Here is a 25,921-nt window from a genome sequence, read left to right on the forward strand (position 1 = left end):
CCGGCATTTTTACGCTTTATTTTTCCGTCACAGCGCTACTTTCCACTGCTTTCATCGGTTCGGCAAGTGCCGACAGCGAACCACCGGACAAGCCAATTTCATTTAACAGCGAGTCGATCAGCGGCGCTTGTGTACGATAGGTAAGGGCTGCGGATAATGCCTGCTCTGCGAGATTCCCACCGTTTACGTTACCTGCGGTCACTTCACCGACTGCGCCGCCGCGATTGAGACCATCAACCTGAATAATCTTGATCCCATCGATAGACTTCATTGGCTCAACGGATTTCTCAATAACCGCTGGCAGGGACTGCAGCAGCGCCAGCTTAAATTTCAGGCTGGTCTGTTCATCGGAAAGCACGTTGATGGCATCGTTAAGTGCGCGTTGTGCTTCTGCTTCCGCGAGGCCTTTTTTCCGCGTTGCTTCGGCGAGTTCAACAATCGCTGCCGCCTGCAATTCTGCCGCTTCTTTCTCCGCTTTCGCGCGTACGGTCAGCTCAACAGCTTGGGTTTCCGCATCTTGGGCTGCGGCAATCAATGCCACCTGTTTGGCACGATCCGCTTCTGCGGTCTGGCGGGTGGTTTCTACGTTCTGCTGGGCGCGAACCGCATCGGCCAGGGCATCGTTAGCGCGTGCTTCAGCCTGAGACTGCTGTTCGGACTTGGCGGCAATGGCGATGGACTTGGTCTGGTTGGCTATCTCTGTTGCCTGCTGCTGTTCGATCTCTTTGATGCGAACTTCACGCTCGGCCTCGACTTTTCTTGAACGCACCGCCTGTTCGCGATCGATTTCTGTTTCCTGAATTTGGCGTTCGGCAAGGATACGCGTCTGTTCAGCTTCGCGATGACGCTCGGCTTCAAAGGCGGCAATTTTGGCGTTTTGCTCAGCTGTGCGGGTTTTCACCTGCTGCTCCTGCTCGAGCGTCATGAAGGCTTCCTGCTGCTCGATCTCCAGCTTGCGCGACAGCGCATCACGATTTTTCTCACGAACGGCAACTTCTACGTCCTGCTCGACTTCGTTACGTTCGCGACGACGACGTTCCGTTTCCTGGGTCAGTTTGGTCAGACCCTCGGCATCAAAGGCGTTGTTGGGGTTGAAATGGACTTTTTCGGTCTGGTTAAAGTTGGTGAGTGAAACGCTCTCCAGCTCCAGGCCGTTTTTGGACAGGTCTTCCGCGACGGTGTTTTGTACGCCCTGAACGAAGTTTTCACGCGTATCCTGCAGCTCGTGCATGGTCATCTGCGACGCAGTGGCACGCAGGGCATCGACAAACTTATCTTCGATAAGCACACGTAAATCCTCTGGTGACAGCGTCCGCTGTCCCAGCGTCTGTGCGGCGGTTGCAATCCCTTCAACAGACGGTTTTACACGCACGAAAAAGGCGACGACGACATCTACGCGCATACGGTCTTTGGTGATGAGACTGTCGACAGTAGAACGGCTCACCTCAAGTTTGAGGGTGTTCATGTTGATAGGAATGATTTCGTGGAAGATAGGCATGACAATTGCGCCGCCGCTCATCACCACTTTTTGCCCGCCAAGGCCGGTACGCACAAACGCTTGTTCAGCAGACGCACGACGATACAGGCGGGCAAAAATAATCCCGATAATTACTAAGACGACCACCGCGACAATGGCGGTAAACATCCATGAAGGTAACATGCCAAAAACATCATCCATTTATGAGATCCCTCTGTGTAAAATTATAAAACAGTCGGCCAGGGGTTTAACTCGGCCAGGTAACGCGTTGCGGAGAGTCGGCAGATAATCAGTACCTTGTCTCCTTTTTTGAATTCTTTGCCTGCTTCAGGCTCCAGCAGCACATAGTGGATCTGCCCGAACTTGTCGGTAAATTTGCCTTCGCAGGGCGTTCCGGCACTTGCAGAATGTCCGGTAATGATTGCCATGCTGCCGATAAATTCATCTTCAGCGAGGGCGGTGGTTTCATCCCGCGGTAGCCACGGGGCGATGATTTTTCCGCTGTAATGCACGGCAAAGACCGCAAGAATGAAGCTCACCGGCGCGAGCAGCAGGTTGCTGAGCGGAGCCTGCCACAGCGTGACCCAACCATGCTGAAGAAGGATACCGAAGAGCCCAAAGAAACCTGCGAGTAAGCACAGCACGATCAGCGCGGGGATTCGCCCAATATTGAGATAGTGAAGCGCCTGGCCGATATTGCCGGAGGTCAGGGCATCGTAGTGTTCAAGGTGAGCATCAAGCGCGCCTGAAAGGAAATGGCCGCAAATAAGAGAGATGATTTCCAGTAGGCCAATCAGCAGTACAAATGAAATAGCAAACAGGTAGGGGTCGTTATAATCCGCAAATAGAACCAAGTATTTTCCTCCTGTTACTGCGTTCCCTGTCCGTGTCAAAAGTAATAGTTTTACCTCTTACTTTTACATGACGTTACAATAACATGCGTTACCCTGGTCTTAAATCCGAAAAGGGGCTCATCTCCCTCTTAGATTTCGTAGGAAACTGTGAAGCAGGCGGTTTTTTTGCGCACAATATGTACAGAATAACTTCGTATCCAGGGAAATACTGAAATCAGAAAAAGCATATGGCCTTAACAGATATTCAATAACTGGAGGGTATGCTCATGAACAGCAATATGTATTCACTGAACAATTTCGATTTCCTGGCCCGGAGTTTTGCCAGAATGCAGGCTGAGGGCCGACCCGTTGATATCCAGGCTGTCACTGGAAATATGGATGAGGAACATCGCAGCTGGTTTTGCAAACGCTATGCACTTTACTGCCAGCAGGCAACAGAGGCGAAAAAATTAGAACTGGAACACTGACATATTAACGGGCCTTACGGCCCGTTGTCGTTTTTACTCTTGCGGATCGACTGACGGGATCGCGGGGGCAGGTTTAACTTCTGCCGTTTTTTCACGCGATTCCAGCTCCGTCAGACGTTGCTCAAGCAGCGCCAGTTTTTCACGGGTACGCAGTAAAACCTGGGTTTGTACGTCAAACTCTTCGCGGCTTACCAGATCCAGACGTGTCAGCTGCGACTGCAGCGTTTGGCGAATTTTCTTCTCAACGTCTTCGCCAAACTCCCGGATCCCTTTCGGCATCGACTCATGAACCTGACGAGCAATCTGCTCAATTTTTTTCGGGTCAATCATTATGGTTTCCCTGAACTGGTACGTGTTGCTGCCTATTGTAGTGCGAACTGCCCCAGGCATAAACCAGAATTGTGTGAAGCTAAGTCGAGTAAAGGCGTTGATGAAGGTAATCAATAGCGTTATAGTTAACCCGCTTATTCTCAGGGCGGGGCGAAATTCCCCACCGGCGGTAAATCAACGAATGTTGAAAGCCCGCGAGCGCTTTTTGTTACGGCAAAAAGGTCAGCAGATCCGGTGTAATTCCGGGGCCGACGGTTAGAGTCCGGATGGGAGAGAGTAACGATCCAGTCGGGCATGGACCCGCTCACGTTATTTTTTTGCCGCTTTGACGGCACTCCTAAGACTGCCCTGATTCTGGTAACCATAATTTTAGTGAGGTTTTTTTACCATGAATCAGACGCTACTTTCCTCTTTTGGTACGCCTTTCGAACGTGTTGAACATGCGCTTGCTGCGCTGCGTGAAGGACGCGGTGTGATGGTGCTTGACGATGAAGACCGTGAAAACGAAGGTGATATGATTTTCCCGGCAGAAACCATGACTGTTGAACAGATGGCGCTGACCATCCGTCACGGTAGCGGTATTGTTTGCCTGTGCATCACTGAAGACCGACGCAAACAGCTCGATCTGCCGATGATGGTGGAAAATAACACCAGCGCTTACGGTACGGGTTTTACCGTGACCATTGAAGCGGCAGAAGGTGTGACTACCGGTGTTTCCGCAGCAGACCGTGTCACGACCGTTCGCGCGGCGATTAAAGATGGCGCTAAACCTTCCGATCTGAACCGCCCGGGTCACGTTTTCCCGCTGCGTGCTCAGGCTGGTGGTGTGTTAACTCGCGGCGGCCATACCGAAGCCACTATCGATCTGGTGACGCTGGCTGGTTTTAAACCGGCTGGTGTGCTGTGCGAATTGACTAATGATGATGGCACCATGGCGCGTGCGCCGGAGTGCATTGCGTTTGCCGGCAAGCACAATATGGCTGTAGTCACTATCGAAGATTTAGTGGCTTACCGTCAGGCGCACGAGCGCAAAGCCAGCTAATTGCTGACTACCGCGACAACCGCGGTAGGGATAAAAAAACCGAAGTCAGTTTTCTGGCTTCGGTTTTTTGTTGTTATAGCCGGAGAATTTAGCTTTAGTCCGATGGGATGCTCTGGTACTACGTATCAACACTAAATAATAGTTATTAATATATTTTTCTTATGCTGATGCGTTGTCATAATTAAATGGTATAGCCCGTAAATGTTTAAATAAATATCCCGCTCCGCGAGAAATTTATTAATTATCAGTGGGTAACATTTTTATTATTCTTTGAATGACAATGAGGGACGTTGTTCTGGATAATGAATTTTTATTTAGTCGCGTAAATGTGATGATATTGTTTCCTTTTTAATGCAGGTTTTTCGATTAGCGTTATCCGTTACGTTATATGATCGAAATCATATATTTGTTTTCATGTTATGCCACTATAGAGGTAGGTCAGAATATAGTTATGTAAAATTTTAACGTTAAATGTTTAATGATGTTAAATTTTAAGGGTAAAAGAATGTTTATTGCCTGGTATTGGATTGTATTAATTGCACTCGTTGCTGTCGGTTATTATTGCCATATGAAACGTTATTGCAGAGCGTTCCGGCAAGACAGAGATGCATTACTCGAGGCGCGCAACAAACTGTTTCGCCATACGGGCGAAGGTGGTACCACCGTCAAGGACCACGAATAGCGGCCCTGCCACCATGAATGAGGCGGATGTTCTGAATCGCAGAGCCGCATCCGCCATCGGCTTCACCCGATTCCCATAGATTGCAGGATAACCAGGCTGAGGCCCATTACCGACATTCCACACAGTACCCCATAGCTGGGATTATTATTGGGGTCGATCTCTTTTGCCAGCGGCATCAGCTCATCAACGGATAATGCGACCATAATTCCGGCGACCGCGGCCATAATTGCCGCCATCACCACGGGCGAAATCAAACTGCCCAGAATTAACCATGCCAGTACCCCACCTAATATTTCCGCCATGCCCGAGATCCCTGCCCAGAATATAGCGGTACGTTTGGAGCCTGTGGCAGCATAAACGGGCCCGGCAACGGCTAAACCTTCAGGAATATTGTGCAATGCGACGGCCAGTGCAATACCAAAACCCAGCTCCAGGTTGCTGCTGGCAGTAACAAAAGTCGCGATCCCTTCCGGAAAGTTGTGCAGGCTGATACCCAGAGTTAATAAAATCGCGGTACGCTTAATGGAACCGGGCAACGGCTGTGTGGTTTTTTGGACTAAATCCTGAGGGTGAGCGTGCGGCAGTAAACGATCCAGGCCAAAGTAGCCCAGCAAACCAACGATAAACATCCCGTAACCCAGCACCGGCGACATTCCCTCTGCTGCCAGTGCCGCTGGCAACATTTCCATCAGGGAGATCAGCAACATGATGCCTGCGGCAAAACCCAGAGAAAACGCGAGAACGCGGTTAGAGGGTTTTTGTCCCAGCACGCCAAGAAATGCACCGATAAATGTAGCGGCGCCTGCCAGTAAGGTCAGAAGTAAAGGTACTGACATCGACAAATAAAACTCCTTATCAATCTGCTGTTCGGGGCGGATCGTCAAAATAACTGATGATCTTCATCATGGTTATCTGAGTTCTTCATCAACCGAAAAAGCGTATTGTGGTGATATCAAAATGGCTCCCTCAGTAAGGATATCATCATGTCTTCAACTCGTATGCCAGCATTGTTTTTGGGACACGGCAGCCCAATGAATGTTCTGGAAGATAACGTTTATACCCGCGCCTGGCAGCAACTGGGGGAAACGTTGCCGCGCCCGAAAGCGATTGTTGTGGTCTCGGCACACTGGTTCACTCGTGGGACAGGTGTGACGGCGATGGAAGCACCAAAAACGATCCACGATTTTGGTGGTTTCCCGCAAGCACTGTATGACACGCATTATCCGGCCCCGGGGTCTCCTGAACTGGCCCAGCATCTGGTGGATCTGCTTTCTCCAGTGCCAGTCACGTTAGATAAAGAGGCGTGGGGATTTGACCACGGCTCATGGGGCGTGCTGATCAAGATGTACCCGAACGCGGATATCCCGATGGTGCAGTTGAGTGTCGATAGCACTAAACCTGCGGCCTGGCATTTTGAAATAGGCCGTAAACTGGCAGCGTTGCGCGATGAAGGCATTATGCTGGTGGCCAGTGGCAACGTGGTGCATAACCTGCGTACAGCACGCTGGCACGGTGAGAATACACCATACCCGTGGGCGACTTCATTCAATGATTATGTGAAAGCCAACCTGACCTGGCAGGGACCGGTTGAACAGCATCCGCTGGTGAATTATCTCGAGCATGAAGGCGGATCGTTGTCGAACCCGACGCCGGATCACTTCCTGCCGCTGCTGTATGTACTCGGGGCATGGGATGGTAAAGAACCTGTAACAATCCCGGTCGATGGCATTGAGATGGGTAGCCTGAGTATGTTGTCGGTGCAGGTTGGATGATGAATGCCCGATGGCGCTGCGCTTATCGGGCATTAAATTCGTGTCGTAGGCCGGGTAAGGCGAAGCCGCCACCCGGCACTCTCAATTATTCGACAAAAATATGCGGATAGAAGCGTGAGAGATCCTGGGTGATCAACGCGCGGTCTTCACGAATGCCGATCCCGGCGGGTTGATCGTTGATCAGCCAGCTGCCGATCAGCATATAGCTGTCGCCAAACTTCGGTAGCTGATGGAACTGCTGCACGATCATACCCTCTTCACCGTACGGTCCTTCCACGGATTCGATGGTTTTACCGTTTTCGATAATGGAAACGTTAGCCCCTTCACGCGAGAAGATCGGTTTCACGACGAATTTTTCCATCTGCGGATAGTCGTCTTCGGCGAAATATGCCGGTAGCAGATTCGGATGATCCGGGAACATTTCCCACAGCAGCGGCAACAACGCTTTGTTGGAGATAATGCTCTTCCAGGCCGGTTCCAGCCAGCGAACGCCAGCGTCTTCCAGCTTGGTGGAGAACATTTCACGCAGCATAAACTCCCACGGATACAGCTTGAACAGGTTGGCGATCACCTGGTCCTGCATGTCCGTGAACTGACCTTTTTCACCGAGTCCGATATCTTCGACATAGAGAAATTCAGTGGCAATTTCAGCCTCAGCCGCGCAATCCTGCAAATACTGGATCGTTCCACGATCTTCGACCGTATCGCGACAGCAGGTCAGGTGTAGCAGTTGAAAACCGTACTGTTCACGCAGCTCAGTGAAACGTTCGATCAGTTTTTCCTGCAGGCTGTTGAACTGATCGCTGCCTTCCGGCAGGTTGCCCGCATTAAGCTGATCTTCCAGCCAGATCCACTGGAAAAAAGCCGCTTCATATAATGAGGTTGGCGTATCTGCGTTGTTTTCTAAAAGCTTAGGTTCACCCGCGCCATCCCACGCCAGATCGAGACGCGAGTAGAGCGACGGCTGCTGTGTCTGCCAGGACTGGCGGACGAAGCCCCAGGTATGTTTTGGAATGCGAAACTTGGTCATCAGCTCATCGCTGTTGATGACCCTTTCCACCACTTTGAGGCACATTTGATGCAGCTCTGCGGTGACCTCTTCCAGTTTTTCAACCTGGGCCAGCGTGAGCTTGTAGTAGGCATCTTCACACCAGTACGGCTCGCCGTACATGGTGTGAAAGTTGAAACCGTATTCGGTGGCTTTGTCGCGCCAGTCCGGGCGCTCAACAATACTGACTCTTTCCATAGGGATCAGCCACCCATCGAACGTGTCGTGGTGCCGCTGGCGCTACGTTGCATGGTGCTCTGTTTTGCCACCGACTCACCAAATCCGCCGCGCGTAACGGTAGACGTGGTGGCAGGTTTTGGTGCCATCGCGGTTTTCGGCACGGTCATGGTGCGGCCCGGTGTGGCGGCACCGTAGTTTTTACCGCCGGCATCGGTGTATTTGCCATATGCCGGGCTGGCCGGATTTTTCGAACTGAACAGCGGTTGTTGCGCGCCCATGCCGCCGCCCATCATCCGACCCATCATGTAACCCGCCATCAGCGGCATCCAGAAGCTACCACTGCTTTGATTCTGCGCTTGAGCCTGGCCTTCGCCCGTAGGCGCCATTCCTGCCTGGGCAGGTGCCTGCTGGCACTGACCTTCACCGAACTCGGCAATACAGTCTTCGCGCGTAGCGTATTTTGGCGCCGTGCGTTCAGCTTCTTTCAGTGCGTTGTTGAATGCGGTCGTACATTCAGCGCTTTTACCCGGATTCGCCGCAGAGCAGTCGTCCGCATTCTGATAAAGCGAAACCGTTTCGTCACTCTTTTCACAGCCTGCCAGCATAAAAACAGCGGTCACAGCCAGTGCGACAGGAGTCAGATGGCGTGCGCTCCAGCTTTTGCGGAACGACGCGTGATGTATAGATTTTGTCCGTTTCATTTATGTCTTCCAGGACCCAGTGGTAAATACTGCTCAGAATAGAGGATGGCTGGTCGAAATTGAAGCGGGAAGAGGCGAGAATGCGGGAGAAGGGGCGGATCTTTACGTTGTCTTACGTTCAGACGGGGCCGAAGCCCCGTCATCAACATCAATTACGGAACGGGTTGTTGCCGTTACTGCTGCTGGTTGTACGTGCAGCTGCCGGTTTGACCGCCGGTGCCGCACTGTTCGCGGTATAACCATCTGCCGCGGCGTCTTGCTGGGTATTTTCCGGCGCAACGGCGTCAGGCGCGGTGGAAATAGGTTTGCCCAGCGTATTGTTCAGCGCTACCAGATCCTGCTCGTTAAGCGTACCGAGCGCAGACTTGATGTTTAACTGGTTGATAAGATAAGTATAACGCGCATTTGCCAACTGCTGCTTAGCGTTGTACAGCGTGGTGGTGGCATCCAATACGTCCACGATGGTACGTGTACCGACAGAATAACCTGCTTCCATCGCGTCCAGTGAGCTTTGCGCAGAGACAACGGCTTGTTTGTACGCATTAATGCTACTGATAGACGCATTAATGTTGTTGAATGATGAACGAACGGTCTGTACTACGCTGCGGTGCGCGCTTTCCAGTTGCTCGCTGGCGCCCACAAAGTTGTACTGCGCTTGTTTAACCTGCGAGTTAACCATCCCGCCCTGGTACAGCGGCAGCGAGAAGTTCAGACCAATTTTGTTCTGGCCCTGGTTGCTGTCGTCATACTGAGAGGTGTTAGTTTTAGAACCACTGTAAGAGGTATCAGAAACACCAGTCGAGGCGGTTAAACCCAGCGTCGGCAGATGACCATCCTGCGCCAGACGAATTTGCTCACGCGCCAGATCCTGGCTTAAACGTGCCTGCAATAACGTCAGGTTGCGGTTTTCTGCTTCTTTCAGCAGCGAATTCACTGCCTGCGGTTTGTTGGTTTTAAAACCATCCACATTCAGCGAGGCCAGTTCCGGGTAGTAATTGCCGGTGACCTGACGCAGCTGTTCAACGGCGTTGTCCAGATTGTTACGCGCGGTAACTTCGTTCGCTAACACGGTATCGTACTGTGAACGGGCGTTCTGTACGTCAGTGATAGCAACCAGGCCAACGTTAAAACGCTGGGTCGTCTGATCTAACTGACGATAAACGGCGTCTTTTTGTGCCTGGGTATAAGAGAGCACGTCAATCGCGTTCAATACGTTAAAATAGGCCGTGGCGGTATTCAGGATCAGCGTTTGCTGATCGGTCTGATAGGTCACGTCCTGGATGCCTGCTGATTTTTCTTGCAGCGTCAGGGCACGCCATTTTGACATATCGAACAGAGTCTGAGTCAGGCTTAACGAAGCACTGGTCGCGTTGGAGTTGACGCCGTTGGCATCACGAAAGCCATTGCTGTAGGTGTAATCGGCACCTAAGCCCAGTTGCGGCAGTAAAGGACTACGCGCTTCGTTAATTTTTTCGAATGCAGCATCGCGATCGGCGGCGGATTTACGCAATTCCGGGTTGCTCAGGCGTGCTTGCTGATAAACCTGCATCAGGTTTTCTGCCTGGCTCAGAGTACTGAACCCCGACAGGCTCAGGCCGATAAGGATGGGGAGCAATTTCTTCATTTGCATTCCTTGTTGTGAAGCAGTATTTAGCGCTGATCAAATTGTAAAAATAATTGCTGATTCTAGCAGAATCCGCCACTTCAAAAAGTTGGCGTTACGTGCCATACGGCGTTAATTTGCATCAATTTAACACAAGGGCGCTCAAACAGCAGTCAAACGACCTTGAAATTCACACTTTAATCACTATTGGTACCAGGACAGCACAATGCGTAAACCAGACAACTTGCCAATGACATTCACTAAAAATGATGTAGAAATTATTGCACGAGAAACACTATACCGCGGTTTTTTTTCACTGGATCTTTATCGCTTCCGTCATCGCCTGTTTAACGGTGGTATGAGTGGTGAAGTGAAGCGTGAAATTTTTGAGCGCGGACACGCGGCAGTCTTGCTACCCTTTGACCCTGAGCGGGATGAAGTTGTGCTGGTCGAACAGATCCGTATCGCGGCCTATGACACCAGCGAAACGCCGTATCTGCTGGAAATGGTAGCCGGAATGATCGAAGAAGGTGAAACCGTTGAAGATGTGGCTCGCCGTGAAGCAATGGAAGAAGCCGGACTGGATGTGAAGCGGACTAAGCCCGTGCTGAGCTATCTGGCAAGTCCGGGGGGCACCAGTGAGCGCCTGTCTATTTTGGTAGGTGAAGTGGACGCTTCGACCGCAAATGGTATCCACGGTCTGGCGGATGAAAACGAAGATATTCGTGTTCATGTGGTGAGTCGGGAACAGGCTTATCAATGGGTAGAAGAGGGGATAATCGACAACGCGGCTTCTGTCATCGCCTTGCAATGGTTACAGCTGCACTATCAAGAGTTAAAAACTGAGTGGAAAAAATGAAGCGTTACACACCTGACTTCCCTGAAATGATGCGCCTGTGCGAAACCAATTTTTCGCAGTTGCGCCGCCTGTTGCCACGCAATGATGCAGCCGGTGAAACAGTGAGCTATCAGGTTGCAAACGCACAATATCGATTAACGATTATTGAATCGACCCGATACACTACGCTTGTCGCGATCGAACAGACGGCACCAGCGGTTACCTACTGGAGCCTGCCGTCGCTGACTGTGCGTCTGTATCATGATGCGAGGGTGGCTGAAGTGTGTTCAAGTCAGCAGATCTTTCGCTTCAAAGCGCGGTATGATTATCCAAATAAAAAGTTGCATCAACGCGACGAAAAGCATCAAATTAATCAGTTTTTGGCCGACTGGTTACGGTACTGTTTAGCACATGGAGCGATGGCGATTCCGGTTTATTAGCGTCGTGAAACCTAAGGACACCATTTGGAAAGCCTGTTAACCCTTCCTTTGGCTGGTGAGGCCAGAGTCAGGATCTTACAAATTACAGACACTCACCTGTTTGCCGAAAAGCATGAAACCTTACTGGGTGTGAACACCTGGGATAGCTACCAGTGCGTACTGGATGCAATACATGCAGAGTCGCCAGAGTACGATCTCATCGTCGCGACTGGGGATTTGGCGCAGGATCAATCCGCTGCGGCTTATCAGCATTTTGCTGAGGGCATCGCAAGTTTTCGTGCGCCCTGCGTTTGGTTACCCGGTAATCACGATTTTCAGCCAGCGATGTACAGCGCGCTTCAGGATGCGGGTATTTCCCCGGCCAAACGCGTTTTCATTGGCGAACAGTGGCAAATCTTGTTGCTGGACAGCCAGGTTTTTGGCGTTCCTCACGGTGAGTTAAGCGAATTTCAGCTTGAGTGGCTGGAGCGTAAACTTGCCGATGCGCCTGAACGTAATACGTTGCTGCTTCTGCATCATCATCCTTTGCCTGCGGGCTGCAGTTGGCTCGATCAACACAGTCTGCGTAATGCGGCGGAGCTCGACAACGTGCTGGCGAACTATCCGCGCGTGAAGTATCTGCTCTGCGGGCATATTCATCAGGAGCTGGATCTCGACTGGAACGGCCGCCGACTGCTGGCGACACCGTCGACCTGCGTGCAGTTTAAACCGCACTGTTCCAACTTCACATTGGATACCATCAGCCCCGGCTGGCGGACGCTGGAGCTTTTTGCCGACGGGACGTTGCAGACTCAGGTACGTCGTCTGCAGGGTAATCGGTTCCACCCTGACACCGCTTCAGAAGGCTACTGATGTCTACGCTTCTTTACCTTCACGGATTTAATAGTTCTCCTCGTTCGGCGAAGGCATGTCTGCTAAAAAACTGGCTGGCGGAGCACCATCCGCACGTTGAGATGATTGTACCGCAGTTACCGCCGTATCCAGCCCAGGCGGCAGAGATGCTGGAGTCAATTATCCTTGAACATGGCGGCGAGTCGCTGGGGATTGTCGGCTCCTCATTAGGCGGTTATTACGCCACCTGGCTGTCGCAATGTTTTATGCTGCCAGCGGTGGTGGTGAACCCTGCCGTACGGCCTTATGAACTGCTGGTCGACTATCTCGGTCAAAACGAGAACCCCTACACGGGGCAGCAATATGTGCTAGAGTCACGCCATATTTACGATCTTAAAGTCATGCAGATTGACCCGCTGGAAGCGCCGGATTTGATTTGGCTGCTTCAACAAACGGGCGATGAAGTGCTGGACTACCGCCAGGCGGTGGCGTATTACGCCTCCTGCCGTCAGACAGTTATTGAGGGCGGAAACCACGCATTCACGGGCTTCGAAGATTATTTCAACCCGATTGTCGATTTCCTTGGACTGCACAGTTTCTGACGATCAATTCGAATTGCTAATTTAAACCATGACGCAAACTTATAACGCTGATGCCATTGAGGTACTCACTGGGCTTGAGCCGGTACGCCGTCGCCCTGGGATGTACACTGACACGACCCGTCCTAACCATCTTGGGCAGGAAGTGATTGATAACAGTGTGGATGAAGCACTGGCTGGCCACGCGAAACGCGTGGATGTGATCTTACATGCCGATCAATCGCTGGAAGTCATTGACGACGGACGCGGCATGCCGGTGGATATTCACCCAGAAGAAGGCGTTCCTGCGGTCGAGCTGATCCTCTGTCGCCTGCATGCAGGCGGTAAGTTTTCCAATAAGAACTACCAGTTTTCAGGCGGTTTACACGGGGTGGGTATCTCCGTGGTCAACGCGCTTTCAAAACGTGTAGAAGTGAACGTGCGTCGCGATGGTCAGGTCTACAACATCGCGTTTGAAAACGGTGACAAAGTGCAGGATCTGCAGGTGGTCGGTACTTGCGGTAAACGCAATACCGGTACCAGCGTGCACTTCTGGCCGGATGAAACCTTCTTTGACAGCCCACGTTTCTCTGTTTCTCGCTTAACGCACGTACTGAAAGCCAAAGCGGTACTGTGCCCGGGCGTAGAAATTACCTTTAAAGATGAAGTTAACAACAGCGAGCAGCGCTGGTGCTACCAGGACGGTCTGAATGACTACCTGAGCGAAGCGGTGAATGGCCTGCCGACGCTGCCGGAAAAACCGTTTATCGGTAATTTTAGCGGTGAGACGGAAACTGTTGACTGGGCGCTGCTGTGGCTGCCGGAAGGCGGTGAGTTGCTGACTGAAAGTTATGTCAACCTGATCCCTACTATGCAGGGCGGTACGCATGTTAACGGCCTGCGTCAGGGACTGCTGGACGCGATGCGCGAGTTCTGCGAGTACCGCAATATTCTGCCGCGTGGCGTGAAGTTGTCGGCAGAAGATATCTGGGATCGTTGCGCCTATGTGCTGTCGGTAAAAATGCAGGATCCACAGTTTGCCGGACAGACCAAAGAGCGCCTCTCTTCGCGTCAGTGTGCGGCATTCGTTTCTGGCGTGGTGAAAGATGCCTTTAGCCTGTGGCTGAACCAGAATGTGCAGTCTGCCGAGCTGCTGGCAGAAATGGCGATTTCCAGCGCGCAACGTCGTTTGCGTGCGGCGAAAAAAGTGGTCCGCAAAAAGCTGACCAGCGGTCCGGCTCTACCAGGGAAACTGGCGGACTGTACCGCACAGGATCTCAATCGCACCGAACTGTTCCTCGTCGAAGGTGACTCGGCGGGCGGATCGGCCAAACAGGCACGCGATCGTGAATACCAGGCGATCATGCCGCTGAAAGGTAAGATCCTCAACACCTGGGAAGTCTCTTCTGATGAAGTGCTGGCCTCGCAGGAAGTGCACGATATTTCGGTGGCGATCGGTATCGATCCGGACAGCGATGATCTGAGCCAACTGCGCTATGGCAAGATCTGTATTCTGGCTGATGCGGACTCCGATGGTCTGCACATCGCGACGCTGCTGTGCGCGCTGTTTGTGAAACACTTCCGTACGCTGGTGAAACACGGTCACGTCTATGTGGCGCTGCCGCCGTTGTACCGTATCGATCTCGGCAAAGAGGTGTATTACGCGTTGACAGAAGAAGAAAAAGCGGGCGTGCTGGAGCAGTTAAAGCGCAAGAAAGGGAAACCGAACGTACAACGCTTTAAAGGTCTGGGTGAAATGAACCCGATGCAACTTCGTGAAACTACGCTGGATCCGAACACCCGTCGCCTGGTGCAGCTCATTATCGATGATGAAGACGATCAGCGTACCAACGCAATGATGGATATGCTGCTGGCCAAGAAGCGTTCTGAAGATCGTCGAAACTGGTTGCAGGAGAAAGGCGACCTGGCGGATCTCGAAGGGTAATTGCATGTAGAAAAGCCGGAGACGGGTATAAAATGCCTTATCCGGCTCTCATCTGACGAAGCGATTTATGCCGGATAGCTAAGCGTCACCCGGCAAATCGACAATCTTAAATACCCGACTCCAGAATACGAATATTCATGTCCAGCACGTCACCTTTCACGGCTTCGCTGTAGGCTTTCATATGCGGGGTCTGCAAATGCGCTTCAAGATGCGCGATGCTTTCCCACTGTTCAACCATCACGATTGAATCTGGTGCTGTGGTCTGAAAACTCACACCCGCAGCATGATCCACCATCGGCGCATAGCCGTGGCAGCCTTCTTCCTTCAGTACGGTCGGAACGATTTTAGCAAACTGATCCAGTACCGCCTGGCGGTGATGTTGACCTGGACGTGTACGGATTTCTGCAATAACGGTAAGCATGGTTAACTCCTTCTAATTCCAGGTGACTAGTTAACCAAAAATCTCGGTCAGATGCTTGCGATATTCTGCGATATAACGCGGAACATCTGGCATTTTAATCACGTCATTGGTGATAAAGGTCGGCAGCGCTTCCATTCCCAGGAACTGATTTGCTTTATGGAACGGCAGATACACGCCATCAACGCCAACGCCATGGAAGAACTGGTCTTTTTCAGTGAAGGCTTCCATTGGTGCGTTCCAGGTCAGAGACAACATGTATTTTTTGCCCTGAATCAGCCCGCCGGAACCGTATTTTTTAGAGGCATCTGAACGTGTACGGCCATCGCTGGCGTACAGCGTACCGTGACCTGCGGTAAACACGTCATCGATGTATTTTTTCACCGTCCACGGTGCACCCATCCACCAGCCAGGCATTTGCCAGATAACCGCATCGGCCCAGACGAAATTCTGCACTTCTGTTTGTACGTCATAATCGCTGTCTGCCCGTACGACTTTAACATCATGCCCGAGGTCGCGCAGGATACCGTCCGCGACCTCGGTCAGGGTGTCATTCAGTTGACCATTAGAATGGCCGAATTTTTTCGCACCATTGATAATCAGAATGTTGCTCATTTTGTGTCCTCAAGGAAATACGTTTGAGGATGAGTGTACTCCCACCAGTGGTGCGGTGAAATTAGCAAAATGTGCAAAGTCTTTTGCATTATTAGCAATAATGCGGTCTTTACCAGCTGATTTTGGCATCAAACCCGCCTTCCGGGGCATTACCAAACGAGGCAGACATCCCGTGTAAGGTCGCTATACGACGAACGATCGACAGGCCCAAACCACTGCCGGTAACGCTTTGTCCCGGCGGACGATAAAAGCGTTCACCAATGTGCGTCAGGACTTCCGGTGCCACGCCCGGGCCGTTATCTTTGACGCTAAAATAGCGGGCGTTGAGCGTCACTTCCACAATGCTACCCTGCGGGCTGTAGCGAATCGCATTATCCAGCAGATTCCGCACCATCAGGCTAAGTAACAGCGGTTGTCCCATACGCTTGATATCGTGGGCGTTAATCTGCAATCGTACGTCAATATGCGCCTGCCGGGCCGAATGGTAGATATCCATCACCGAAGATTGCAGCAACTCCTCCAGCGAGATTTCCGCTACATCCTGAAGGTTGTCGAGGGAGTCAAGGCGCGAAAGCGTCAGTAACTGATCGACCAGACGCGTGGCGCGATCGATCCCGGCCTGCATCTGCATTAAGGCTTTTTGCCTTGCCTGAGGATCATCGTCAGACAGTTGCGCCACTTCGGTTTGCACTTTCAGCGCCGTCAGCGGACTACGCAGCTCGTGAGCAGCATCTGAAGTAAAGCGCCGTTCACGCACCATGGTGGTATGAATACGAGTGAAAAGTTGATTGAGTGATTCAACCAACGGGCGGACCTCGCCAGGAATGCCTTTCAAACTGAGCGGTTCTTCTGATTCCGGGTCGCGTAAACGTAGCGCCTGCGCCAGTTTTTTCAGTGGTTTAAGTTCAAGACTTAACAACACAATCAGGATTAACAGCATCAGCGGCAAAGCGACCAACCACGGCACCAATTGTGCTGTCACAATCGCTAAAGCCATATCTTCACGATATTCCCATTCCTGGCCGACAACGATTCGATACTTTTTATCTGCGGAAGTCAGCCAGACAAAACGCCATTTATCGTTGTCGCCATTCAGATAGCCATCGTCAAAACCTTCCCGGCGATAGCTATAGGGAATGTACTGGCCATTGTCGCCATCGTGAAGAACCATTTTCCCTTCTGGCGTGTAGGCCGCAAAGGTCAGAACATCGTCGTCAATATGACCATGTTTGAATTTTTTCGGGGTATGCGCTATGCGTTCAGAGGCTTTTAGTTCATCGAGATCCAGCGTGATAAGGCGTTTGGCGAACAGCATCTGTTGCGTGTCAAACATCTCATTCACGTTATCGGTTGTTTGCTTCCAGGCGACAAAGCTGGAAATCAGCCAGGTCACTAAAACCAAAATCATGAATATAAGCGTTAGTCTGACGCGCAGGCTGAGGCGTTGTGTGAGTTTCATGCGTCACCCAGGGTGTAGCCAATACCATGTACAGTGCGGATAAAGTCGCTGCCGAGCTTACGGCGTAAGTGGTGGACGTGCACTTCAACGGCGTTGCTGGAGACGTTTTCGTCCCAGTTATACAGTTTTTCTTCGATCAGTTTGCGCGGCAGCACGCGGCCTTTATTACGCATCAGTAGTTCCAGCAGGGCGAACTCTTTGGGTTTGAGTGACAAAGGTTCACCTGCGACTGTCGCGACCAGCGCGCCGGGATCAAGCGAGACCTGACCATGACTCAGAATGTTGCTGGCCTGGCCGCTGGCTCGGCGTACCAATGCTTCCAGTCTGGCGGCAACCTCGATGAGTGCAAAGGGTTTGCACAGATAGTCATCCGCGCCCAAGCGCAGGCCTTCAACGCGTTCTGTCAGCGCGTCCCGAGCCGTCAGAATCAGCACAGGCTCTTGCTTACCTTTTGCCCGCCATTCGCGCAGGATATCGCGCCCGTCGATACCAGGCAGCGTCAGGTCGAGGATCACCGCATCATAAGGGGCGCTGTACAGTGCTTCTTTCCCCTGACGACCTTCGGTAAACCAGTCGATGCTGAAACCCATTTTACTCAGGCCTGTTTTAAGGCCATCGCCAATCAACGTGTCATCTTCGATCAGTAAAATACGCATATGTTCTTCCCTGCGATAACGCTCTTTGCCGACAGTAAACCTTGTGATAACGGTCTCTGTACAGCAAAAAAAGTATCTTTTTTTGCCTTAAGAACTTGTTAAGGATTAACTTATTAAATAGTCGTAAACCAACATGAAAGGGAGACATGAAGATGAAAAAATTAGCTGCAATGGTTGCCGTGATGGCATTGTGTTCCGCACCTGTTTTTGCCGCACAGCAGGGCGGTTTCTCTGGACCTACGACGACGACGCAAAGTCAAAATGGCGGGTTTACTGGCCCGAACGGCAGCAGCACCACTGTTGAAAGTGCAAAATCACTGCGTGATGACACCTGGGTCACGCTACGCGGGAACATCGTTGAACGTATTTCCGACGATCTGTACCTGTTTAAGGATGCCACTGGCACGGTTAATGTGGATATCGACCATAAACGCTGGAACGGCGTAACCGTCGGCCCGCAGGATACGGTTGAAATTCAGGGTGAAGTGGATAAAGACTGGAACTCCGTTGAAATCGACGTGAAACAAATCCGCAAAGTAAATCCGTAATCCTACGAAGAGTGCGCAAGATCGGTCAGGATTCAATGCGGCCAGGTGGACAGAATAAGCCACAAGGAGGCAGTGATGAATGACCGATTCAGCGCGGCTTATGCCAGACGATTGCGGTGTGTTTGTGAACACATTGAGCGTCATCTGGATGAGCCCCTTACACTTGAGGCGTTAAGCCGAATGGCGCACAGTTCGCCATTTCATTTTCATCGGCAGTTTACTGCCTGGAGTGGCCAACCGCTTTATCGCTATATCCAGTGGCTTCGTCTGCGCCGTGCTTCATGGCGACTGGCGTTTAACCCGCAGGATAAAGTCATTGATATTGCGCTGGATGCCGGGTTTCAGAATCCGGAGTCGTTCACACGTGCTTTCAAAACTGCGTTTGGTAAAAGCCCTCGCCAGTTCCGGCAAACCCCGGACTGGCTGGACTGGCACCAGCGTATTCCTAAGCAGGTATTTCAGGAGCAGCACGTAATGGACGTAAAAATTGTCGATGTCCCTCGTATTCAGGTGGCGATGTTAACGCATCGGGGCCATCCGGATTTGGTTAACGCCAGCGCCGCAAAGTTTATCGAATGGCGACGCACGACGGGCTTGTCACCGGTTGCTGGCAGCCAGACATTTGGCATTGCCTGGCATGACCCACAGAGCACGCCGCCGGCAGAGTTTCGTTTTGATATTTGCGGTAGCGTCAGCCAGGCGGTCCCCGAAAATGCGTTTGGCGTCGTGAACAGTGAGATTCCCGCCGGACGCTGTGCGGTAGTGCGCCACGAGGGGGCGTTGGACACGCTTTCTGACAGCGTGTGGTTTCTTTTCCGGGAATGGTTACCGGGTAGCGGTGAAACATTGCGTGATTTCCCGGTCTATTTCCAGTATCTCAATTTCGTGCATGAGGTTGCCGAACACGAGTTACTCACGGATATTTATTTGCCGTTGGTATAGCGTTGTTCACAATCAATTCCTGGCGATGCATTGTTATTTCTGCGTCGCCAAATCCACTGAACTTTGTGACTCAACACGCCAGATAGGGTAGTATCTGCGGCAATATTGCCCTTCAATAGACGGGTATAAGTTGAGGAACCACGATTAATGAGCGATATGGCAGAGCGCCTTGCGCTGCATGAATTCACGGAAAACGCCTATCTGAACTACTCCATGTACGTCATCATGGACAGGGCGTTACCGTTTATTGGTGATGGTCTGAAACCTGTTCAGCGTCGCATCGTTTACGCGATGTCCGAACTGGGGCTGAACGCCAGCGCCAAGTTTAAAAAATCCGCCCGTACCGTCGGTGACGTATTGGGTAAATACCATCCGCACGGCGACAGTGCCTGCTATGAAGCGATGGTGCTGATGGCCCAGCCGTTCTCTTACCGTTATCCGCTGGTTGACGGACAGGGGAACTGGGGGGCGCCAGACGATCCGAAATCCTTCGCCGCGATGCGTTACACGGAATCCCGCCTGTCGAAATATGCAGAAGTCCTGCTGGGTGAACTTGGTCAGGGAACGTCGGATTGGGTGCCAAACTTCGACGGCACCATGCAGGAGCCGAAAATGCTGCCTGCGCGTCTGCCGAATATCCTGCTGAACGGCACGACCGGGATTGCCGTGGGTATGGCGACGGATATTCCACCGCATAACCTGCGTGAAGTGGCCAAAGCGGCAATTACGCTGATTGAACAGCCGAAAACGACGCTGGATCAACTGCTGGATATCGTGCAGGGGCCGGATTATCCGACCGAAGCAGAGATCATTACCTCGCGTGCGGAGATTCGTAAGATTTACGAAAACGGACGCGGTTCCGTACGTATGCGTGCAGTATGGACGAAAGAAGATGGCGCAGTAGTGATTTCCGCACTGCCGCACCAGGTTTCCGGCGCCAAGGTGCTGGAGCAGATTGCGGCTCAAATGCGCAATAAAAAGCTGCCGATGGTCGACGACCTGCGCGATGAATCGGATCACGAAAACCCGACCCGTCTGGTGATTGTCCCGCGGTCGAATCGCGTGGATATGGAACAGGTGATGAACCATCTGTTTGCCACTACCGATCTGGAAAAAAGCTATCGCATTAACCTGAACATGATTGGCCTCGACGGGCGTCCGGCAGTGAAAAACCTGCTGGAGATCCTCACCGAGTGGCTGGCGTTCCGTCGCGATACCGTGCGCCGTCGCCTGAACTATCGCCTGGAGAAAGTACTCAAGCGCCTGCACATTCTTGAAGGTTTACTGATTGCGTTCCTCAACATTGACGAAGTCATTGAAATTATTCGTCATGAAGATGAACCTAAACCCGAGCTGATGTCGCGGTTTGGTATTTCAGAAACTCAGGCGGAAGCTATTCTGGAGCTGAAATTACGTCACCTTGCCAAACTGGAAGAGATGAAAATCCGCGGTGAGCAGGACGAACTGGCGAAAGAGCGCGATCAACTGCAGGGCATTCTGGCCTCTGAACGCAAAATGAGTAACCTGTTGAAGAAAGAACTGCAGGCGGATGCGGATGCCTATGGTGACGATCGCCGTTCTCCATTGCGGGAGCGTGAAGAAGCGAAGGCGATGAGCGAGCACGACATGTTGCCGTCTGAGCCGGTGACCATTGTGCTGTCCCAGAGTGGCTGGGTGCGAAGTGCGAAAGGCCACGATATCGATGCTCCTGGCTTAAGCTATAAAGCGGGTGATAGCTTTAAATCGGCGGTGAAAGGGAAGAGCAACCAGCCGGTCGTATTCGTTGACTCAACCGGGCGTAGCTATGCTATCGACCCAATTACGCTGCCGTCGGCACGGGGTCAGGGTGAACCGTTGACCGGTAAGCTCACGCTGCCACCGGGCGCGACGGTTGAGCATATGCTGATGGAAGGCGACGATCAGAAACTGCTGATGGCATCTGATGCCGGTTACGGTTTTGTCTGCACCTTTAATGACCTCGTCGCACGTAACCGTGCGGGCAAAGCATTGATTACGCTGCCGGAAAACGCGCATGTTATGCCGCCGGTGGTGATTGAAGATGAAACCGATATGCTGCTGGCTATTACCCATGCGGGTCGCATGTTGATGTTCCCGGTTAGCGATTTGCCGCAGTTGTCGAAAGGCAAAGGGAACAAGATAATCAATATTCCTTCTGCGGAAGCGGCGAAAGGCGAAGATGGTCTGGCACAACTCTACGTGCTGCCGCCGCAAAGCACGCTGACTATCCACGTCGGGAAACGCAAAATTAAACTGCGTCCTGAAGAGCTACAGAAGGTAACCGGCGAGCGTGGTCGTCGCGGTACGCTCATGCGCGGTCTGCAACGCATCGACCGTGTTGAGATTGACTCGCCTCGACGCGCCAGTCACGGCGACAGCGAAGAATAACGCCAGCGTCTGGCTCTCCCTGTTTTCGCACAGGGAGAGCTTGTTTTAAAAATTCCCGTGAAACCGTTGTTTATTCGTGCGTTGCGATTAACAATACGCTTTTCCAGAGAGCCGCTCTTAACAATGCCCTAACCTGATGCAGTATTCGCAATCAGGTGACGTAGAATGCCAGGCTCTTAGGCCTTTAGAGGTTGTTATGCTATATATTTTTCGTTTAATTATTACTGTTATTTACTGCATTTTGGTCTGTATTTTCGGTTGCATATACTGTCTGTTCAGCCCAAGAAATCCAAAACACGTTGCGACGTTCGGCCATATGTTTGGTCGCCTGGCTCCCCTGTATGGCCTGAAGGTCGAATGTCGCATGCCGCCTGACGCCAAGAACTATGGTAATGCTATCTATATTTGTAACCACCAGAATAACTATGACATGGTTACCGCAGCGAACATCGTTCAGCCACCGACAGTCACAGTAGGTAAAAAAAGCCTGTTGTGGATCCCTTTCTTCGGACAACTGTACTGGCTCACCGGTAATCTGTTGATCGACAGAAATAACCGCGCCAAAGCGCACAGCACCATTGCGGCGGTTGTGAACCACTTTAAAAAGCGTCGTATCTCTATCTGGATGTTCCCTGAAGGAACGCGTAGCCGCGGCCGTGGTCTGCTGCCGTTTAAAACAGGTGCGTTCCATGCGGCAATTGCTGCAGGTGTCCCGGTCATCCCTGTTTGCGTTTCAACGACTTCTAATAAGATCAAATTGAATCGACTCAATAATGGGCTGGCGATTGTAGAGATGCTGCCGCCAGTGGATATCAGTCATTTTGGTAAAGATCAGGTTCGTGAACTGGCAGCGCATTGCCGCACGCTGATGGAACAAAAAATCGCAGAACTCGATAAAGAAGTTGCTGAGCGGGAAGCTGCCGGTAAGGTTTAATTCGCTCATTTCGGGTTTGTTACAGGAAATGATTTCCTGCGTGTTAATCGCCAGTTTTTCATGGAGCTTATATGTCATTCAGTCGGCGTCAGTTCATTCAGGCATCGGGGATCGCACTGTGTGCAGGTGCTGTTCCGCTGAAGGCTAATGCTGCCGGTCAGCAACAACCGCTACCTGTCCCCCCCCTGCTGGAGTCCCGTCGGGGACAGCCGCTATTTATGACGCTGCAACGCGCGCACTGGTCGTTTACGCCTGGCACGCGCGCACCCGTCTGGGGTGTTAACGGGCGCTACCTGGGGCCGACAATCCGCGTCTGGAAAGGCGATGACGTCAAGCTTATCTATAGCAACCGTCTGACAGAAAATGTCTCAATGACCGTTGCCGGATTACAGGTTCCAGGTCCTCTTATGGGCGGGCCGGCGCGTATGATGTCGCCAAATGCGGACTGGGCGCCCGTGCTGCCGATCCGCCAGAGCGCTGCGACCTTGTGGTATCACGCCAATACGCCAAATCGCACTGCCCAGCAGGTCTATAACGGCCTTGCCGGGATGTGGCTGGTTGAAGATGAAGTGAGTAAATCACTGCCGATCCCTAACCACTATGGCGTGGATGATTTTCCTGTCATTATTCAGGATAAGCGCCTGGATAACTTTGGTACGCCAGAATATAGCGAACCGGGCAGCGGTGGTTTTGTGGGGGATACTCTTCTGGTCAACGGGGCGCAAAGTCCGTATGTCGAAGTGTCACGTGGCTGGGTGCGTTTGCGTTTGCTGAACGCGTCAAATTCGCGTCGTTATCTGCTGAAAATGAGCGATGGTCGTGCGCTGCATGTTATCTCAGGCGATCAGGGGTTTTTACCCGCGCCGGTTTCGGTGAAGCAGCTATCGCTGGCGCCAGGTGAGCGACGTGAGATTCTGGTTGATATGACCAACGGTGATGAGGTTTCGATTACCTGCGGCGAGGCGGCCAGTATTGTTGACAGGATCCGAGGTTTCTTTGAACCTTCCAGTATCCTGATCTCCACGCTGGTACTGACTCTGCGACCAACCGGCCTTCTGCCGCTGGTAACGGATAGCCTGCCAATGCGTCTGTTACCCACCGAAATTTTGAGCGGCTCGCCGATTCGCAGCCGTGATATTAGCCTTGATGACGATCCCGGAATCAATGGCCAGCTGTGGGATGTCAATCGCATGGATATCACTGCGCAGCAGGGCTCCTGGGAGCGCTGGACCGTGCGCGCAGATATGCCGCAGTCGTTCCATATTGAAGGCGTCTCTTTCCTGATCCGTAATGTGAATGGCGCGATGCCGTTCCCGGAAGATCGTGGCTGGAAAGATACCGTTTGGGTTGATGGGCAAGTGGAGTTGCTGGTCTATTATGGACAGCCTTCCTGGGCGCATTTCCCGTTCTACTTCAACAGCCAGACGCTGGAAATGGCAGACCGTGGTTCTATTGGCCAGATGTTGGTAAACCCGGCGCCGTAACGCGCCGGGGTTTGCGTTACGCCCGCCAGAACATGCGCGAGAACAGGATCAGAATGGGGTAAATCTCCAGACGCCCCATGATCATGGCCGCGCACATCAACAGCTTTGCCTCCTCATTTAAGGTGCCAAACGTCGTGGCGGTGACGCCAAATCCCAGCCCCATATTATTGATACAGGCGGCGACGGTGGCGAAAGAGGAGAAAAGATCGTAGCCCATCAGATTGAGCGCCCAGATAAAAAAGCTGGTGAACAAAACGTAGAGAAAGAAAAAGCTCCATACCGAACGCACCACCCGGTCACTTACCACGTTATTGCCCACTTTGATGTTCAGCAGGGCGCGGGGATGCGCGAGCTGGTGTAATTCCTGACGGCACTGCTTGAACATAATCAAAAAGCGCAGCACCTTGATTCCCCCACAGGTCGATCCCACACAACCGCCGAAAAAACTGGCGCTGAGCAGCATGAAGATCGTGTGCGAGGGCCATTGCGCGTAATCCGCCGTCGACAGGCCATTATCCGTCAGCATGGAGCTGGCCAGAAAAAAGGCATGCACCAGGCTGTCCGTTATCCCGTACATGCCCGCCCGCCAGACCTGCCAGGTGGCGATCAGGGTGACAACCAACGCAATAAGCAGAAAGAAACGCAGCTCGGCATTACGACGAAAGGGCTTGAAGGTACGTTTCACGATAGCCACGTACCAGAGGGTGAAGTTAAACGCCGACAGCAGCGAAAACAGCCCGGCGACGAGCTCAATAGCGTGGCTGTTATAAAAGCCGATGCTCTCGCTGCGGGTGGAAAATCCGCCGAGAGAGACCGTCGACAACCCGTGGCATAAGGCGTCGAAGAATGACATCCCGGCAGCCCAGTAGGCCAGAGTACAGATAAGGCCCAGAATGACGTAGGTCAGCCACAGCGTACGTGCAGTATCCGCAAGCCTTGGTGTGAGGCGTTCTTCTTTAAAGGGGCCCGGCATTTCAGACTGATACAGCTTCATGCCGCCAATACCCAGCAGCGGCAATACCGCCACGGCGAGGACAATAACGCCCAGGCCGCCAATAAAATTGAGCTGGGCCCGGTAGTACAGATACGATTTCGGCAAGGCGCTGACGTCGTCAATTACCGTTGCGCCAGTGGTGGTGATGCCGGAAACCCCTTCGAACAGGGCATCGGCAAAGGAAAGATTTAAGCCATCGTCCATCCACATCGGCATTGCGCTGATAAACGAAAACAACAACCAGAACAGAACAATAATGACGAAGCCATCCCGGGTTCGCAGTTGAATACCCGCATGTTTGGTGGCCAGCCATGCCCCGCCGCCGAGGGTAAAGAAAGTCATAAATGTGCTGAAAAAAGCGAAAAAGCTCCGCTCTTTATTTAACAGAGCGATGGTCATCGGCGGCAGCATGGAGAAGCTGTAGAGAAGAACCAGAAATCCGCACAGGTGAACAACAACCCGTAACTGGGAAATATGCAGTGAATCGTTGAGTCGCAATGAAAAATCCCCCGCCGAAAAAGAGTTATCTCAGCTGGCCGGCATGGTGTTAATTATGATTGATAAAAATGGGCGTCGTAAAATTTAACAATTTATATAACTTTCTACTGGTCTGGCTCAGACTCCACTTCATTTCTTGCCGACATACAGCGTATAATCCCCGGCCTTTGATTATTTTT

General features: G+C 52.1%; 26 protein-coding genes and 1 riboswitch. Of the genes, 14 read left to right on the forward strand and 12 right to left on the reverse strand.

Going from position 1 to position 25,921, the window contains the following annotated elements; all coding sequences use genetic code 11:
* Window positions 1-16: 16 nt before the first annotated feature.
* Both FDX19_RS09800 and FDX19_RS09805 read right to left on the reverse strand, forming a co-directional pair.
* Window positions 17-1,678 (reverse strand): flotillin family protein, encoded by a 1,662-nt coding sequence (locus FDX19_RS09800; RefSeq protein ID WP_137382551.1) that lies wholly within the window; start codon window positions 1,676-1,678, stop codon window positions 17-19.
* A gap of 23 nt (window positions 1,679-1,701) precedes the next feature.
* Window positions 1,702-2,331: an OB-fold-containig protein gene (locus FDX19_RS09805; RefSeq protein WP_137382552.1), complete on the reverse strand. Its 630-nt coding sequence runs from the start codon at window positions 2,329-2,331 to the stop codon at window positions 1,702-1,704.
* Between the two features lie 260 nt (window positions 2,332-2,591).
* Here FDX19_RS09805 and glgS point away from each other — a divergent pair, with 260 nt between their 5' ends.
* On the forward strand, window positions 2,592-2,798 hold the full coding sequence (gene glgS, locus FDX19_RS09810) for a cell surface composition regulator GlgS (protein WP_137382553.1): 207 nt from the start codon (window positions 2,592-2,594) through the stop codon (window positions 2,796-2,798).
* 33 nt (window positions 2,799-2,831) lie between these two features.
* On the opposite strand, the gene ubiK is transcribed toward glgS, so the two are convergent.
* Entirely contained in the window at window positions 2,832-3,128 is a 297-nt protein-coding gene (ubiK, locus tag FDX19_RS09815) for a ubiquinone biosynthesis accessory factor UbiK (RefSeq protein WP_003024618.1), read from the reverse strand.
* Window positions 3,129-3,260: 132 nt separating this feature from the next.
* Window positions 3,261-3,410: riboswitch (FMN riboswitch) on the forward strand.
* A gap of 106 nt (window positions 3,411-3,516) precedes the next feature.
* On the opposite strand from ubiK, the gene ribB reads away from it, so the two are divergent.
* Together ribB and FDX19_RS25635 are read left to right on the forward strand one after the other, a co-directional pair.
* Window positions 3,517-4,170, forward strand: a complete 654-nt coding sequence (gene ribB, locus FDX19_RS09820; RefSeq protein WP_137382554.1) for a 3,4-dihydroxy-2-butanone-4-phosphate synthase — start codon at window positions 3,517-3,519, stop codon at window positions 4,168-4,170.
* A gap of 505 nt (window positions 4,171-4,675) precedes the next feature.
* Window positions 4,676-4,852: a hypothetical protein gene (locus tag FDX19_RS25635; protein WP_305764230.1), complete on the forward strand. Its 177-nt coding sequence runs from the start codon at window positions 4,676-4,678 to the stop codon at window positions 4,850-4,852.
* A 62-nt stretch (window positions 4,853-4,914) separates the two neighbouring features.
* On the opposite strand, the gene zupT is transcribed toward FDX19_RS25635, so the two are convergent.
* Window positions 4,915-5,688 (reverse strand): zinc transporter ZupT, encoded by a 774-nt coding sequence (zupT, locus tag FDX19_RS09825; RefSeq protein WP_003024600.1) that lies wholly within the window; start codon window positions 5,686-5,688, stop codon window positions 4,915-4,917.
* Window positions 5,689-5,835: 147 nt separating this feature from the next.
* Here zupT and ygiD point away from each other — a divergent pair, with 147 nt between their 5' ends.
* The gene (gene ygiD / locus FDX19_RS09830) at window positions 5,836-6,624 is read left to right on the forward strand and encodes a 4,5-DOPA dioxygenase extradiol (RefSeq protein WP_137382555.1); all 789 of its coding nucleotides are present in this window, start codon (window positions 5,836-5,838) and stop codon (window positions 6,622-6,624) included.
* Between the two features lie 85 nt (window positions 6,625-6,709).
* Here the strand turns inward: ygiD and FDX19_RS09835 are convergent, their stop codons facing one another.
* The 3 genes from FDX19_RS09835 to tolC all read right to left on the reverse strand — a co-directional run bounded on the left by FDX19_RS09835 (window position 6,710) and on the right by tolC (window position 10,183).
* Window positions 6,710-7,870 (reverse strand): glutathionylspermidine synthase family protein, encoded by a 1,161-nt coding sequence (locus FDX19_RS09835; RefSeq protein WP_137382556.1) that lies wholly within the window; start codon window positions 7,868-7,870, stop codon window positions 6,710-6,712.
* A 5-nt stretch (window positions 7,871-7,875) separates the two neighbouring features.
* On the reverse strand, window positions 7,876-8,553 hold the full coding sequence (locus FDX19_RS09840; protein WP_016154521.1) for a DUF1190 family protein: 678 nt from the start codon (window positions 8,551-8,553) through the stop codon (window positions 7,876-7,878).
* A gap of 148 nt (window positions 8,554-8,701) precedes the next feature.
* Complete coding sequence (tolC, locus tag FDX19_RS09845) at window positions 8,702-10,183, reverse strand: outer membrane channel protein TolC (RefSeq protein WP_137382557.1); 1,482 nt, start codon at window positions 10,181-10,183, stop codon at window positions 8,702-8,704.
* 199 nt (window positions 10,184-10,382) lie between these two features.
* Between tolC and nudF the strand changes: the two genes are divergently transcribed.
* From nudF to parE, 5 genes are read left to right on the forward strand one after another with little or no spacing between them, the layout of a single operon-like run.
* Window positions 10,383-11,015: an ADP-ribose diphosphatase gene (nudF, locus tag FDX19_RS09850; protein ID WP_040233966.1), complete on the forward strand. Its 633-nt coding sequence runs from the start codon at window positions 10,383-10,385 to the stop codon at window positions 11,013-11,015.
* Complete coding sequence (locus tag FDX19_RS09855) at window positions 11,012-11,434, forward strand: DUF1249 family protein (RefSeq protein WP_137382558.1); 423 nt, start codon at window positions 11,012-11,014, stop codon at window positions 11,432-11,434. Before nudF ends, FDX19_RS09855 begins: the two co-directional genes overlap by 4 nt.
* Before the next feature lie 24 nt (window positions 11,435-11,458).
* Window positions 11,459-12,286 (forward strand): 3',5'-cyclic-AMP phosphodiesterase, encoded by an 828-nt coding sequence (gene cpdA / locus FDX19_RS09860; RefSeq protein WP_137382559.1) that lies wholly within the window; start codon window positions 11,459-11,461, stop codon window positions 12,284-12,286.
* Window positions 12,286-12,867 carry an esterase YqiA gene (gene yqiA / locus FDX19_RS09865; RefSeq protein WP_003024575.1) on the forward strand — a complete coding sequence of 194 codons (582 nt, stop codon included), beginning with the start codon at window positions 12,286-12,288 and terminating at the stop codon, window positions 12,865-12,867. Before cpdA ends, yqiA begins: the two co-directional genes overlap by 1 nt.
* A gap of 28 nt (window positions 12,868-12,895) precedes the next feature.
* Window positions 12,896-14,788 (forward strand): DNA topoisomerase IV subunit B, encoded by a 1,893-nt coding sequence (gene parE / locus FDX19_RS09870; protein WP_137360701.1) that lies wholly within the window; start codon window positions 12,896-12,898, stop codon window positions 14,786-14,788.
* A 106-nt stretch (window positions 14,789-14,894) separates the two neighbouring features.
* Here parE and FDX19_RS09875 read toward each other — a convergent pair whose 3' ends face one another.
* From FDX19_RS09875 to qseB, 4 genes are all read right to left on the reverse strand, one after another.
* Window positions 14,895-15,209: a putative quinol monooxygenase gene (locus FDX19_RS09875; RefSeq protein WP_003024557.1), complete on the reverse strand. Its 315-nt coding sequence runs from the start codon at window positions 15,207-15,209 to the stop codon at window positions 14,895-14,897.
* Window positions 15,210-15,239: 30 nt separating this feature from the next.
* Window positions 15,240-15,821 (reverse strand): NAD(P)H-dependent oxidoreductase, encoded by a 582-nt coding sequence (locus FDX19_RS09880; protein WP_137382560.1) that lies wholly within the window; start codon window positions 15,819-15,821, stop codon window positions 15,240-15,242.
* Window positions 15,822-15,930: 109 nt separating this feature from the next.
* The gene (gene qseC, locus FDX19_RS09885) at window positions 15,931-17,280 is read right to left on the reverse strand and encodes a quorum sensing histidine kinase QseC (RefSeq protein ID WP_137382561.1); all 1,350 of its coding nucleotides are present in this window, start codon (window positions 17,278-17,280) and stop codon (window positions 15,931-15,933) included.
* Window positions 17,277-17,936 carry a quorum sensing response regulator transcription factor QseB gene (gene qseB / locus FDX19_RS09890; RefSeq protein ID WP_137382562.1) on the reverse strand — a complete coding sequence of 220 codons (660 nt, stop codon included), beginning with the start codon at window positions 17,934-17,936 and terminating at the stop codon, window positions 17,277-17,279. Before qseB ends, qseC begins: the two co-directional genes overlap by 4 nt.
* 152 nt (window positions 17,937-18,088) lie before the next feature.
* Between qseB and FDX19_RS09895 the strand changes: the two genes are divergently transcribed.
* From FDX19_RS09895 to ftsP, 5 genes are all read left to right on the forward strand, one after another.
* Entirely contained in the window at window positions 18,089-18,484 is a 396-nt protein-coding gene (locus tag FDX19_RS09895; protein WP_137382563.1) for a YgiW/YdeI family stress tolerance OB fold protein, read from the forward strand.
* Between the two features lie 75 nt (window positions 18,485-18,559).
* A complete protein-coding gene (locus FDX19_RS09900; protein ID WP_137382564.1) occupies window positions 18,560-19,426 on the forward strand; it encodes a GyrI-like domain-containing protein in 867 nt (288 codons plus the stop codon).
* Window positions 19,427-19,573: 147 nt separating this feature from the next.
* Complete coding sequence (gene parC, locus FDX19_RS09905; RefSeq protein ID WP_137382565.1) at window positions 19,574-21,832, forward strand: DNA topoisomerase IV subunit A; 2,259 nt, start codon at window positions 19,574-19,576, stop codon at window positions 21,830-21,832.
* A gap of 196 nt (window positions 21,833-22,028) precedes the next feature.
* Complete coding sequence (gene plsC / locus FDX19_RS09910; protein WP_040233973.1) at window positions 22,029-22,766, forward strand: 1-acylglycerol-3-phosphate O-acyltransferase; 738 nt, start codon at window positions 22,029-22,031, stop codon at window positions 22,764-22,766.
* 71 nt (window positions 22,767-22,837) lie between these two features.
* The gene (gene ftsP, locus FDX19_RS09915; protein WP_005123112.1) at window positions 22,838-24,250 is read left to right on the forward strand and encodes a cell division protein FtsP; all 1,413 of its coding nucleotides are present in this window, start codon (window positions 22,838-22,840) and stop codon (window positions 24,248-24,250) included.
* A gap of 16 nt (window positions 24,251-24,266) precedes the next feature.
* Here the strand turns inward: ftsP and FDX19_RS09920 are convergent, their stop codons facing one another.
* Window positions 24,267-25,742, reverse strand: coding sequence for a TrkH family potassium uptake protein (locus tag FDX19_RS09920; protein WP_137382566.1), 1,476 nt, complete (start codon window positions 25,740-25,742; stop codon window positions 24,267-24,269).
* Between the last annotated feature and the right edge of the window lie 179 nt (window positions 25,743-25,921).

It is taken from the genome of Citrobacter sp. wls619, from assembly GCF_005281345.1.
Classification (GTDB): domain Bacteria; phylum Pseudomonadota; class Gammaproteobacteria; order Enterobacterales; family Enterobacteriaceae; genus Citrobacter.